The organism is Saprospiraceae bacterium (assembly GCA_016709995.1).
Lineage (GTDB): Bacteria > Bacteroidota > Bacteroidia > Chitinophagales > Saprospiraceae > JADJLQ01.
Map to the genome: position 1 here is coordinate 72,450 of JADJLQ010000006.1, position 13,904 is coordinate 86,353.

Annotated in this window: 12 protein-coding genes and 1 pseudogene; 5 read left to right on the forward strand and 8 right to left on the reverse strand. The window is 41.2% G+C overall.

What is annotated here, in order from left to right:
* Positions 1 to 119: 119 nt before the first annotated feature.
* The 4 genes from IPJ09_21675 to IPJ09_21690 form a co-directional block, all read right to left on the reverse strand.
* Complete coding sequence (locus IPJ09_21675) at positions 120 to 902, reverse strand: DUF4097 family beta strand repeat protein (GenBank protein ID MBK7373978.1); 783 nt, start codon at positions 900 to 902, stop codon at positions 120 to 122.
* Between the two features lie 75 nt (positions 903 to 977).
* A complete protein-coding gene (locus IPJ09_21680; GenBank protein ID MBK7373979.1) occupies positions 978 to 1,874 on the reverse strand; it encodes a hypothetical protein in 897 nt (298 codons plus the stop codon).
* A gap of 21 nt (positions 1,875 to 1,895) precedes the next feature.
* Positions 1,896 to 2,669, reverse strand: coding sequence for a HEAT repeat domain-containing protein (locus IPJ09_21685; protein ID MBK7373980.1), 774 nt, complete (start codon positions 2,667 to 2,669; stop codon positions 1,896 to 1,898).
* 11 nt (positions 2,670 to 2,680) lie between these two features.
* On the reverse strand, positions 2,681 to 3,238 hold the full coding sequence (locus IPJ09_21690) for an RNA polymerase sigma factor (protein MBK7373981.1): 558 nt from the start codon (positions 3,236 to 3,238) through the stop codon (positions 2,681 to 2,683).
* A 147-nt stretch (positions 3,239 to 3,385) separates the two neighbouring features.
* Here IPJ09_21690 and IPJ09_21695 point away from each other — a divergent pair, with 147 nt between their 5' ends.
* The 3 genes from IPJ09_21695 (at position 3,386) to IPJ09_21705 (ending at position 5,585) form a co-directional block, all read left to right on the forward strand.
* Positions 3,386 to 4,204 (forward strand): helix-turn-helix domain-containing protein, encoded by an 819-nt coding sequence (locus IPJ09_21695; protein MBK7373982.1) that lies wholly within the window; start codon positions 3,386 to 3,388, stop codon positions 4,202 to 4,204.
* A gap of 415 nt (positions 4,205 to 4,619) precedes the next feature.
* Positions 4,620 to 5,024, forward strand: a complete 405-nt coding sequence (locus IPJ09_21700) for a DUF1761 domain-containing protein (GenBank protein MBK7373983.1) — start codon at positions 4,620 to 4,622, stop codon at positions 5,022 to 5,024.
* 12 nt (positions 5,025 to 5,036) lie between these two features.
* Positions 5,037 to 5,585, forward strand: a complete 549-nt coding sequence (locus IPJ09_21705) for a DUF4287 domain-containing protein (GenBank protein ID MBK7373984.1) — start codon at positions 5,037 to 5,039, stop codon at positions 5,583 to 5,585.
* Positions 5,586 to 6,112: 527 nt separating this feature from the next.
* Here IPJ09_21705 and IPJ09_21710 read toward each other — a convergent pair.
* The gene (locus tag IPJ09_21710) at positions 6,113 to 7,315 is read right to left on the reverse strand and encodes a hypothetical protein (GenBank protein ID MBK7373985.1); all 1,203 of its coding nucleotides are present in this window, start codon (positions 7,313 to 7,315) and stop codon (positions 6,113 to 6,115) included.
* 335 nt (positions 7,316 to 7,650) lie between these two features.
* Between IPJ09_21710 and IPJ09_21715 the strand changes: the two genes are divergently transcribed.
* Both IPJ09_21715 and IPJ09_21720 read left to right on the forward strand, forming a co-directional pair.
* On the forward strand, positions 7,651 to 8,685 hold the full coding sequence (locus IPJ09_21715) for an endonuclease/exonuclease/phosphatase family protein (protein MBK7373986.1): 1,035 nt from the start codon (positions 7,651 to 7,653) through the stop codon (positions 8,683 to 8,685).
* A gap of 91 nt (positions 8,686 to 8,776) precedes the next feature.
* Positions 8,777 to 11,035, forward strand: a complete 2,259-nt coding sequence (locus tag IPJ09_21720) for a carbohydrate binding family 9 domain-containing protein (GenBank protein MBK7373987.1) — start codon at positions 8,777 to 8,779, stop codon at positions 11,033 to 11,035.
* Between the two features lie 138 nt (positions 11,036 to 11,173).
* Here IPJ09_21720 and IPJ09_21725 read toward each other — a convergent pair whose 3' ends face one another.
* From IPJ09_21725 to IPJ09_21735, 3 genes and pseudogenes are all read right to left on the reverse strand, one after another.
* Entirely contained in the window at positions 11,174 to 11,356 is a 183-nt protein-coding gene (locus IPJ09_21725; GenBank protein ID MBK7373988.1) for a hypothetical protein, read from the reverse strand.
* A 3-nt stretch (positions 11,357 to 11,359) separates the two neighbouring features.
* Positions 11,360 to 12,884, reverse strand: a pseudogene (locus tag IPJ09_21730) (IS1634 family transposase).
* A gap of 110 nt (positions 12,885 to 12,994) precedes the next feature.
* Positions 12,995 to 13,904: hypothetical protein (locus IPJ09_21735; GenBank protein ID MBK7373989.1), on the reverse strand; the 910-nt coding region annotated here is incomplete at its 5' end.

Genomic DNA, 13,904 nt, shown 5'->3' on the forward strand with positions numbered 1-13,904 from the left:
CAATCAACAAATTGCACTAACAAAAAACTCCCGTATTCAACAGTTGAATGCAGGAGCATATATGATAGGTTTGGTGATGTTTCTATTAGAACAATCTTCCTGGCAGGAGGGAAGGGATTTTATTTTTTGCGAATATAGATATCCCCGTTGTAAGTTTTAAAAGTCATTTCCGGTCCACCGCCATTGATACTGCCTTGTTTCCACTGATTGACCACTACTTTGTAGACCCCGTTTGCAGACTCTTCTTTTTTGACAGGGCCTGAGCTTTTGATATCCACATCAAAGCCGGTATAGATATCTCCCCGATCTGTCTTAAACTTCATCGAGCTTTTTACATTTGCAGGAAAAGTGATATCGATATCTCCATTATAGGTAGAGAATGCCATAGGCACATCACCTTTGACTTCGTCAAAAGTTACTTTGATATCATCATTATAAGTGGTAGCTACTACGGACCCTTTGATGTTTTCGGCAAATATGCCACCATTGTAATTATTTAGATCTATTGCGCCAGATACATTGGCTATTTTAAGATCACCACTATTGTAGGTATGCATTTTTACATCAAAATTGGATGGTATTTCGATCTCGAGCTGGAGTTCTTCGTTCCAGGATCCGGAGATCACTTTCACATTATTATCATCTTCTGAAGCCGAGAGGTCTACATTGCCTCCACTTACCCTTTTCAATCCATCTTTGCTGACATTTTTGTTGTCTTTCTCAGCGTCTGAAGTATATCGCACCAGGATGTCCTTGCGGGCTGTTCCCTTGACTGTGATAGATCCTGAATTGATCGATGCAGTCAGTTTACCTCGCTTCGAAGGATCTTTCAGTGGAATGGTAAATTCGTTGTTGGTCTGACTTGTTCCTGCAGCCACGATGGCAAGTAAAAGAACAAGCATTAAGAAGAAGTGTTTCTTCCAGATTAAATGTTTTAGATTATTCATGGTTTGATTTATTTATGATAGTATAATTAATTATTTATTTATTTTTTCTTTGAGATAAGCATCGCCATTGAAGGTCTCTACATCCAGCAACGGCCCCCCAGTTCGAATTTGGTAGTGTTGATCTTCTATTTTATATTTTACACCTTTGTCACTTTCTTTCTTATTGACTACAGGAGGCAGCGAAGTCAATGGATCAAAATTGGTATACAGGTCGCCATTAAATGATTTGAAAGACATCCTGCCAGACACGATACTGGGGAAATTGACACGGATGTCACCATTGAGGGTGTAGTACCTGCAGTCACTACCGGGGTTTTTGGTGTAATCTATGTCTACATTGCCATTGATGGTATTGGCATTGGTGGCCCCGCTGATATCTTTTAATTTGATATGGCCATTGACATTACGTGCGATCACCTCACCATTAGTGTTAGATACCAACACATCTCCGTCATTGACTGTAGAGGCCATGACATGTACATTTCTCGGGACTTTTATTTTAAAATTCATGGTGTATTCGTACTGCAGATCATTATGATTGTTTCCTTGATTCCAGATATAGCCCCAACCACCATGGCCCGAGTTATTTTTACGACCCGGGTTGCGACCAAACTCCTGGCCTATGCCTTTTACATAAAATATAAGGCTATCCGCTAAATCCATGCTACCGAGTTGTATTTCTGCTTTCCCAATAGCTAATCGTGCTTCGGTCTTAGCAGTGATGATTTTCTCCACGACGACGATCACGTGATCACCGGTGGTGCCTTCTACCTGGACATCCCCATCGATATTGTAGATGAGTACTGCATTTTGTGCATTCTTTTTTTCAAAAGTGTATGTTTTTGTTATAGATTCAGTGAATCGTTGTGCTTGCGCTGAGCTGCTGGCGATGCACAGCACGGCCAGAACAAAAATTATTTTATTCATCTTATCGGGTTATTATATTGATTAAATGATTTGTTGTATATAATCTTTTAGCCTTGTCTTGATATCTTCAGGAGTGTCTTTGCTGTCGATTAATTTTTTGAATTCGATCACCGAAGTTTTTTCTTTAAGCGCTACCATACATTCAGCCAGGGCTACCTGCACTAAAGGTGAGTGTTGCCGACTGATCGATTTGACCAGTTGTGTTCTTACCCAAGGTTGGGTGCCATATTGTTGCAGGGCTTCTACAGATGCCAGGCGTACATTGATATTATTGTCTTCATTGAGTGTCGTGAGCAGGGCATTGATCACCCGATGGCTGCTTTGATCCAGATCATAACTATAACTTACCGCCTTGAGCCTGTCTGTAGTAGATTCTTTTTGCAGCAGGTTTAACATGACTGTTTCTTTGAGTGACTCCATCTCCGATTGTAGTTTGGCTACTTCCGATACCTGAGCAGAGGAGCGCCCGGGTATCACATATCCTATCAGTACGCCTGTCATCATAGCCGCTGCCGCCAGTACGCTACGAATCATCCATTCTCTTAGTGATACCGTTTTTACCGGCACTTCTCTTTTTTCCTTTTTGATCATCTCGACTACTGCGCTGCGCACAGCCGGTGGAGTATCCTCTCCGGGTATCCTGGCGAGATCAATTTCTAACTTTTGCAAAGAAGGCAAATCTTTCAAGTCTATTTTACCTTGAGATATGGCTTGCTCGAGTAGATTCCATTCATCCAGATCCAGGACGCCATCGTGGTATTTTTTCTTTAATATATTTAATTCGTATTCAGACATAGTATTTCTATTTATTGAGGCACATTGCTTTCATACTTTTTATACAAGAGCTTGAGATCATGCAGTGCTCTAAACACTTTTACTTTGACATTACCTTCGGTACATCCTAATATTTCTCCGATTTCTTTATAGTTTTTCTCCTGGTATTTACTCAATAGGATAATTTCTCTTTTGTCATCGGAGAGCGCTGCCATCGCTTTCTTTAGCCATTCTGACTGATCTTGTTTGTGTAGCTCACCATCCGCCTGGTGTTCAGCCACCATGACTTCTTTGTAGTCGTCCAAAGAGGCATGATGTGTATTGTTTTTATTTCGATACTGATCATGGTATACATTGCGCGCTATATGAAACATCCATGATTTAAACTGTCCTCCCTGAAACTGCTGCCGATATTTTAAGATCCGATAAAACACATTCTGTACCAGGTCGGCGCTCAAGACCCGATTTTTAGTCATGCCATTAAAAAATCCAAACAACTGGCCCTGGTATCGATCATACAGGTCAGCCAGTCGTTCTACTTCGCCAGAACGCACCAGGTACATCAGTTCGTTATCGGTCTCTTCTGTCACGGTTTGTATAGAGGTAAACTCCCTAAGTTATGAAAGGTTACAGGAATGGGAAAGAAAATAGTAAGTGACAGTGCTTATTGAATCAACTGCTGACATATTGTATCAGGAAAATATCCGAAAAAGTTACCTTTAACCTTCTTACCCATCATGATATTCGAGCTATATATACCGTCATTTCCACTCAGTCAATTTATAGAGAGCTTTGTCTATTATTGTGACTACCACCCTGTTCATACTGTGGACCGTTTTTTGCCTGATGGTCATGTCAATATCGTTATAGACCTGACGGATTATCCAAAGTATATCTACGATAATGACTCACTTAAAGAAATCCAGGCTTGTCGCCATGTTTGGTTTTCTGGTATCAGAAACAAATTTATCACTATCCCTTCCGGTAAGGACAGCGAAATGTTCATCATCAATTTTCATAGAGGCAAAGCTTATCCTTTTGTACAGATGCCTCTCCATGAGTTGACAGATAGTGTCGTAGATGGTGACCTTGTATTGACTTATGAGATCATGGAGCTCAGAGAAAAGATCCTCGCAACAGCCTCCATCTGTCAAAAATTTTTAATAGCCGAATCTTTTCTGCGAAAAAAATTTGAAAACAAACTGGTCATAAACCCATTTATAGACTATGCAGTAAATCAAATAATTACTTCTCCCAATCAGCAGTCTATAGAACAAATCGCTGCCAAAGTAGGCTATTCTCAAAAACACCTCATCAAGCTATTTAAAGACTATGTCGGCCTCACCCCAAAGGGGTTTCTTAAAATCACTCGTTTTCAAAAAGCCATTGAAGAAATAGCGACGGCCAAAGAAGCAGACTGGACGAAAATCGCCTTTGATAGCGGTTTTTATGACCAGGCACATTTTATCAATGACTTTAAATCGTTTTCAGGGTTTACACCGAAACAATATATGCAGAAACAATTCGATTACCTGAATTATATCCCTGTTGGGTGAGGTAAAATATTTCCAATAAGGACCTAATCCTATTCCTGAGTTTTGTTATCTTATTTATTTGAAAATTACCTTGATGTTAATGATTAATAGCGATACGCTCCTCATCAGAATAGCTTTCTGCTTGACCATAATATTTTTTATTCAAAACTGTACTCCAAGAATATATAATAGGGCATTTGTCGTCCGCAACCGACTTGGCACCTTGGATATTTGTACTAATGAATAGCGATACATCTTCGCTACAGAAATGGACTGACTCTAAGGAGACAGATTATGTCATATCCTGATCACGGGACTGTCATTTGATTTATTACACGCTTTTAAAAAGTAGATGATTTACAAGAATTAAACGATGAGGTAAATTTTTTCCAATACGCTATCGGTTAGTTGTAGTTTTTTTGTCATAAAAAAATAAATGGAAATACATATCAATCATTTTGCAGTCATCGTCTGCGCCGTTGCCAATCTTGCCCTGGGTGCCTTATGGTATTCGCCAGCGATGTTTTACCATGCCTGGAAAAAAGAAAATGGACTTACGGATGAACAGTTAAAAAAATTAAATCCCCCTAAAGTCTACGGACTGAGTTTTATCCTGGCATTGCTCATCAGTTATAACATGGCTTTTTTTTTGGGAGATGACAAAACGGATATGGCATGGGGTACTACGGCCGGATTCCTGGCAGGGTTTGGGTTTTCAGCCTTGATTTTTACCATCATAGGTCTATTTGAAATGCGTTCGTGGAAGTACATCCTGATCAATGGTGGTTTTATCACGTTGTATTTTACGATTGTCGGCTTTATTTTAGGTGTCTGGAGGTAAAAAAATTATATCATGGCGAAAACATCAGGAGAATTTGAGCAGGAGTTTATCCAATCCGCAAAAGAAAAAACTGGCAAATCACTTGAACAATGGCTGCCGGTAGTGAAGGCCTCGGGGCTCACCAAACAAATGGAGATCACTAATTGGTTAAAATCCAGCCACGAGCTCAATCACATGCAAGCCTCCCTGCTGGCTGGTCTCTATCTCAATCATGGTATGCCAGTGTATCAAAATGAATCGAGTCTGCTCGACAATCAATTTATTAAAAGTGAGCAGATGCGCCCATTATTTGAAGTGGTCTCCAGGAAAATAATGAGCTTATTTCCGGATGCGCAACTTATTCCGAAGAAAACATACCTCTCCTTTACTGCGACCAGGGAGTTTGCAGCGATCAATATCAAACCCAAAGAGATTCGACTTGGCGTAGATCTTGGAGATCAAGCTTTTGATGATACGCTCCAGAAATCAAAGCTCACCGGACCCATGCCTCGGATCTCTCACATGGTCGTACTCACAGATATCGGACAATTTGATAAAAAAGTAATTAGTAGGGTCTGCTGAAAAACATCTAACACATTGTAAAGAAAAAAAAAAAAAAAAAAAAAAAAAAAAAAAGAAAGGGGAAAAGGGGGGGGGGGGGAGGAAAAAAAAAAAAAAAAAAAAAAAAAAAAAAAAAAAAAAAAAAAAAAAAAAAAAAAAAAAAAAAAGAAAAAAAAAAAAAAAAAAAAAAAAAAAAAAAAAAAAGAAAAGAAAAAAAAAAAAAAAAAAAAAAAAAAAAAAAAGAAAAAAAAAAAAAAGGGAAAAAAAAACCCTAGTTATCTTCAGGCATCTTTTGACAGGAGCCATAAAAGGTAGAATGCATAAGATTATTCTCCATCTGGTCACCGGATGGTCTCTGGTTAGACCATACCAAAGGAGATTCAAAAAACTAGGATGTCTGGGTGATGAAGTTGGCTATACTTTTTCACACAAGTTAACAAGTGCCTCCTACCAATTTCACACTGGTCGTAGTTGATCCGTCATAAAAAAAAGATTTGCTAAACCTATTACGATTTAGCAAATCTAATTAACCATTCTTTACATCCTACTTATTCACATGGATCCAGTGATGTGTCGATCAACATACCTCCTCTGATTTTTGAATTTTCTGCACAATCTTTTATTGTTTGTGAGCTACTGGCTTCAATAGTATTATTAAAAGCTCTAGGAGTCGGGAAACCAAAGAAATTGCTATCGCCTAATAAAAAGAAATCATAGGCAGCATTATTGGCTGTGGTGTTATGTTGTAACAAATTATCATGTGATCCATCGACAACACTATAACCACAAAAATAGTTGTTCTCGGATTTATTAAACACCGCTAACCATCTGGCTGTGGAGGTTTTTGTATCGGAATCATATCCGTCTATCGTATAGCCTCCCATCGTATATCCGCCGGCCGGCACTCTACATAATATTTGACCCATAAAACAATCGTGAGTGTAATTAGAAAAATCCATTCCTTGACTACCGCCTGTAAATATTCCTAATACAGCACCCGCAACCTCATTACTTACTACTTGGTTGTGTTTGCCATCTGATATAACTATTCCATCTGATTCCTGAATGTCTCCTGTGGTCCATGATGCATCAGCAAAAACTTTATTACCTATAATGGAACAAAAATCACTGGTGGCCATCATGATACTTATATTCCAATTTTCCATTTTATTGTAAAGTACTTTTACGCTCTTGGTGTTTTCAAGAAAGATACAGGTCCCTGGATGAGCTTCGGTACTTTTAAAAGTGATACCCCTGATAGTAGAAATACAACCATTTTTGGTAACATGAATAGCAGAGGTGGAGTTAAAATTAGGCCCAAATACTACCCCACTGGAGATATAGTTGGCTCCATAACCCATCAGACTGATCGTCTTATCAATATAGACGGTACCTGTCTCGAAGTGATCACCAGGATCCAATACGATCACATCTCCATGACCCGCTGATGCAATAGCCGACGCCAATGAATTGCTGGACCCGGCGGCTATATGAATCTCTTGTCCACGAGCAGCTAGATCCTCTTCTTTAGGGTTAAGTAGTAATCTTTCTGCAAAGGCCAAGTCTTCTGCCAGGATATTGTCTTTATACTCCTGTGGAATAAACCGGGCTATGCCATCAGCAGGTTTCCATTGTATGGCTTCAGCTTCTGATATAGGCTGGTCTGCCGATATCACCTGGTCACGCGTACAGGAAGTATAGATCATACCTGTGCTGAGTAATAAAAGGCAAAATAGATGTCGTGTTTTCATAAAATATGGTTTTTTAAATAAGTTACTTAGTTGTCTGTCCTTGCCTACCGAAGTTTCGGGATGTCTATTCCCTATTCTCAATTTAAAAATATAAACTGTGCTAAGATTTTTTTTTGAAAATGGATATCCAACGTTGTATACTGATAACAGGTGGTTTTTGAAAGATATCTGGTAATACGACAGATTGATATTTTTTGCATTTTAACTACCGGAGACTCTGGGGCTGAACTGACACGAAGAATAGAGGATGGTTGAAATGAATTGACTGCGCTTGACAAAAGATTTGCTTATTTTCATGCCAAAATTATAATCTCTCTATATCGCTCATCTGACCGATGAAGAATAAACTATTGAACAAATCTTTTGTCATTATTGCTGTGCTGGCTGCACTGGCACTACTGATCAGTGGCTGGTCAGGTTATATTGATCCGCGTTTATTTTGGCCGGCAGCATTTACAAGTCTGGTTTTCCCCTATCTATATATTTTGACAGGTGTTTTATTCCTGGTAGGATTGATGATCAAAAACCATAGAGCATGGTTGCTTTTTATTTTGCTGATCGGGTTCTCTACCCTTTTTAGACAGTCGTTTTTTAATATTTCTTTACCTGAACCTACCTCAGATGGCCTGAAAATATTATCTCACAATATTGGCTCCAGCCTGCCTGCCAATCGACCTGCGGAATGGAATTTTTACCTCAATCAAAAAGCGGATATACTTTGTTTTCAGGAATGGCAACTATCGAATCCATCCGTCAAAAAGATAAGAGACTCGATCGAAAAAAACTATTATTCTACCCTCAAAGAGGCTGTCAATGCCAGACCCATATTTTCAAAGCACCCTATCCTCTCCAAAGGGATCCTAGATAGCAGGTCCAAAGGCAACGGCACCACCTGGGCAGACATCCTTTATCATCAGGATACGCTGCGTATATACAATGTACACCTGGTCTCCAACCGGATCTCCGGGCAAACCGAGCAATTGATGAATGCCGCAAATATTAAAAATGCTTCCACCTGGCAAAAAATAAAAAGAGTCCTCAACCGATACAAAGAAGCTCTGCTCCTTAGGACGGATCAGGCAGAAGAGCTTAAGAAAGTAATGGATCATTCTCCGCATCCGTTTATTCTGGCTGGAGATTTTAATGATATTCCCAGCACGTATATTTTTAGGTTGCTTTCCGGACAGCTCAATGATGCCTGGCTGCAATCAGGCAATGGCCTGGCTTACACCTATGCCGGCAAACTGCCTTTTTTACATATCGACCAGGTTTTGTGCAGTCAGTCTTTAAAGGGGACCAATTTTACCATACACAGGGTCAGGTATTCTGACCATTTTCCGGTGACAGCTACGCTGAAGGTATCCAGGTGAGAGATATTACCAGGAGGTGTTTTGTACGCCCGGGTATTTTTATTAGTTTGGTATCCTTAATTATTTTTATGATCCATTAAAAGCCAGGAAAGTGAGGTTTTCAATCATCTTCATTATTTGTTTTGCAGGGTATCAGTTAGGTTTGGCCCAAACCAATGGTAGTCTGGGCACCCTGGGGGTCAATGGCAGTAATACTATGAGTGGTACTACTTCTGCCTATACCGGTGTGAGGCCCACTACCAAAGCTCACAAACTCACCAGGCGACCCGTGATCGATGGGGAAGTTTTAGCAGATTCGGCTTGGTCAGACATACCAGCTTTTGGCGATCTTACCCAGACCCAACCTTATGCCGGTCAGCCTATATCTGAAATGACCGAGGTAAGGATCTGTTATGACAAAGAGAATTTATATCTGTCCGCAGTCTGCCACGATAAGACACCGGAAAAAATAATCATCTCAGACTCCCGACGCGACGCTTCCCTCGATGCCACTGATGCATTTTTGTTTATCCTTGATACCTATAAAGATGGACAGAATGGGTTTGTGTTCGGTACCAATCCGGCAGGGATTGAATATGATGCGCAAGTAGACAATGAAGGCCAGGGCAGTGTCAATGCCAATCGTCAGCAGGGCGGCCGCATCGGTGGTATCAACCTCAATTGGGATGCCTCCTGGACTGTAAAAACAAAGGTGTCCGCCATAGGCTGGTCAGCAGAGTTTGCAATTCCTTTCAGGACATTGCGGTATCTAAGTGGGAAAGATCAAACCTGGGGTGTCAACTTTCAGCGTAACATACAGAAGAACAATGAAGCTGCTTTTTGGTCTCCCATCCCTGTGGAGTTTAATCTTCATCGCCTTTCTATGGAGGGTACCCTAACCGACCTCGAACTTCAGAGTCCGGGCAATCTCAAAGTGATACCCTATGTCCTGGGCAATGTGACGGCCAATAACCTGGTGTCCCCCAGAAAAACGAGCACCGATGCCAATGTCGGGGGTGATATAAAATACAGCATTACCCCGAGTCTTACGCTCGACCTCACGTACAATACGGATTTTGCTCAAGTAGAAGTGGATGACCAACAGGTCAATATCGACCGCTTCAATCTTTTTTTCCCCGAGAAAAGACCTTTTTTCCTGGAGAATGCAGGCCAGTTTGGCGTTGGGAGCCCCGGGGAGGTAGAAATGTTTTTTAGCAGACGCATTGGGATCGGGGATGATGGTTCTATCGTACCCATCGTCGGCGGGGCTCGGCTCTCTGGCAAAATCAATCATACCAATGTCGGTTTTCTCTCCATGTTTACTGATCAGGTAGAGTCCAACTCCATTGCAAAGAGCAATTATACGATTGCGCGCGTGAGCCACGAATTTGCCAAACTCTCCCGCATCGGCGCTGCTTTCATCAACAAAGAAAACCTGGGACCCGGCGAAGACCATTATAATAGAGTGCTGGCCATCGATGGCAAATGGGGCCTCGGCAAAAAAGCCCAGCTCACTGGGTTCCTGGCCAAATCCTCCACCCCGGGTATCGAAGAAAATGATCATTCCTTTAAACTAAACTATAATTATGAGTGGAATAAACTCAATGTGGGTGCAGGTTATAGTGAGCTTGGCAGTGGATTTAATCCGGAAGTTGGATTTTTGTTGCGCAATAGCTTCCGCAAACCCGAAGCCAATATCCTATACCATTGGCGCATGAATGGCAAAGCAGGATTGTTGGAGCTCAGACCTCATATTTCTTATCGCAGCTACTGGAATTACGGCAATAAAAAACTGGAGACCAGTTTTCTCCATATAGACAATCATTGGGAATGGGAAAACGGCATGGAGGTCCACACCGGAATCAATTTTACCACCGAAGGGGTTTTCACGCCTTTTGAGATCGCCACTGGGGTTATCGTACCGGCGGGGTCATATTCTCACAACGAAGGTCAGTTTGTATGGATGACGAATACCAGTAAAAACATATCCTTTAATGTACGTGAAGTCATCGGTGGTTTTTTTGGCGGTCATCGGGCCAGTACGACTTTTGGATTTAATGTCCGCCTCGGAGACAAGTTTACCTCCGAGTGGGGTCTCAATAGCAATATTGTGCGGTTACCCTATGGTGATTTTAATACAACGATACTTCGATCGAGGATATCCTATTCTTTTACACCCAGATTATATGTCCAGAGCCTTACCCAATTTAATGATGTCCTCGACAAATGGTCTTTCAACCTGAGGCTGGGATGGTTGCAGCAGTCCAATACCGGTTTGTTTTTGGTATTTAATGAAAATCGGGGCCTGGATCGATTTGATAATCGGAGTTTTACGGTGAAGTATTCGAGGATGTTTGATGTGATCAGGTGATGGGTGTCCGGTGGCGCTTTGCCATTGGTTGATTGCTATGGGAAAGCAAGGAATATCAAGGAGGGAATATAGAAATAATAAAGTGTGAGTGTTTGGCTGTGCCTGGAGTTGATTGCGACGAGGACTGCACCACCTTCCTCACCGCTCCATCACTACCCCCATCACCTCGCCCACCATCCCATGCCTCACCTCACTAGCCCTCAAGCTCAACTTGCTCTGACCAGACGGTACCACGATATTACCAAGCTCCATCATCCGCCATTCCTTTTCATAAGCTTCTTCGCGTTTTCCGCAATGGGACACCCTGGCGTCTGTGGACAAGTTTTATGCATAATTTGATTCAACAATGCTCGACAATTCCTTTTGAAGGGGATCCATTTTTAAGGTAATCAATTTGTTTTTTTTAGATTCTGGAAGGCTTATTTCCAATTGATACATAGTATGAGTTAGCTCCGCCGCTTGTACTATAGATATTGACGAATGATTCTTATTTAAGATTCTTTCAAGTTCTTTATAAATAGAGTATGCGGCAAATGAGAGGCAAATATGGGCTTCTATCCTTCTTTTTAATCGGTGATATATGGGTCTTATTCTTAAGTCTGTTTTAGACATCCTAAATGCTTTTTCTATATGCCAAAGATTCTTGTATTGCTCAAGTATTATCGAAGGACTAATGGTCGTATTTGTGATATAACCTTTTAGCCCGTCCCATTGTTTATCAGCATTATACTTATCATAATCTATCTCAATATCTACTTTGCCTTTCATTCGTAAGTATTTGTTGTAGCCTTTATTGTTAATGTTCTGCTTGGTAAGTTTTCCAGATTTTACTTGTTTTTCTAAACGAGACAGGCCTCGTTTCCGGGTGTGTTCGTCCTTTTTGGCCCTTTTTCAGAATACGATATTATAAGCCTATTGCCGTCCATTTTGTGAATTATCCTGGTTTCACCATCATTCAACTTTAAGGAAAGAATTTCGTTTTTGATAATGTTTTTTTTTCAGACTTAGCTCTTGCTCCTATAATATAACTATACCCAAGACCTGCTAACGTATCAATATTTGCTTTAGTTAATAGGCCAGCGTCGGCTACAATGATTGGTTTCGCCAAATTGAATTTTTTGTCAACTTGTCAATAACTGGGATCAATGTATCTCCTTCGAATATTTTTCCTTCGAAAAGATCATAGCCGATAGGATAGCCACCTAGGCCTACTAATAAACCAAGATATATCTGAGGTAAGTGATGTTTGCCATCCTTAGAGAATCCGCTCATTCGAAAATCATCTTCTTCATTAGACTCAAAATACAGAGTCGTCATGTCATAAAATACTATACCTATCTCTCCTTCGAGAGTCTTTAAAGTGTGTTGATATGAAATCTGCTCAACTTGTTCTTTTAATGTATCATTTAACTTGTCTAGAAATCGATATACCTGATCAAGACCAATGGTTACTCCTTGATATCGGTAGATGTATTCTATTGTTTTTAGCTTGCTCAGTGGAAAAGCTAAACGGGCTATAACCAATTGCCGGAATAAGTCTTCTTTGATAGCATTGTAGCCGATGGCGTCGTATATTTTCAAAAATTAACTCAGGCCCTATAGTCCTAATTTGCATGTTTTCTATAGTGTCCAGGTAATTTTCAAGCTGTACATCCTGTTCAGAATTGAATAAACTTGATTGTCCAACCATACTGATTACATCAAGCTCGGCTTTCTGGACTAAATTCTTTATTTGATCTTCTCGGTCAGAACTGCCAACAGTCTTTTCAACTTTATATCGGCCCCCAACCTTAGATATAATCTGAACACTGATACTACCAGATTTATTCTTCTTTTGTCTAATGAACACCCCTAAAAATAAGCCCGGACACCCGTTTCTCAAAAACAATAACTGATTATCAATTACTTATCTCAAAAAAATGCTCTAGTGCGGAAAACAGGAGGACTGCACCACCTTCCTCACCGCTCCATCACTACCCCCATCACCTCGCCCACCATCCCATGCCTCACCTCACTAGCCCTCAAGCTCAACTTGCTCTGACCAGACGGTACCACGATCTTACCAAGCTCCATCATCCGCCATTCCTTTTCATAAGCTTCTTTCCTGATCACCCGGTCAGGGCTGGGGGTCAATGGTGGATCAAAGGGTACGATGATTTTAGCGGAGGCGACAGGTGCCTCATTGATATAGGTAGTGATGATGGAACCGGTATCTCCGGCCGGGCAGGTATATTTGAGGTAGGCTGTAAAGGTGGTCGGAGTATCGCTGATGATGCTCCAGCTGATCTCATCTTCAGTCGTGGCCCAGTGTTGGAGCCAATCATGTGCCCAGCCATGTCCTTCGGCATAATGGAGGCTGCCGGTAAAAGTAGATTCATATGCAGGGAGCTCGATATAAGAGGTATTTACGTTGACCGGTTTGATGGGCTGATAATCCTGGGTGGCTGATGAAAACCAGGATTGGTACAGATTGGAAAGAGTCGATAAGGTGATCGAGTCGGTGGCTGCGAGATTTACCAGCTGTTGAGGGTCTGAAGACATGTCATAAAGTTCAGCTGCCGCAGATTTCCATACCATACGATATCGTGGGGTACGCACAGAGCCTGGTTTAGGTTTGAGCTCTTTTTCTAAAAAAGCCACATGGCTAAAAATTTTGCGATCAGATAAGGTATCTGTTTTATTCAATATTATTCCACTCAGATCTTTACCATCGATGGGTTTGCCGGCAAGGGTATTTAAATGACAAAGGGTCTGTAAAGTGGGGTACCAATCGATATGGGCTGCTATCTGGTCAGTGCTGGTACCTGCTTTGATCTGACCTGGCCAGAGGACCATCGACGGTACCCGAACCCCGCCTTCGTCTACCTGG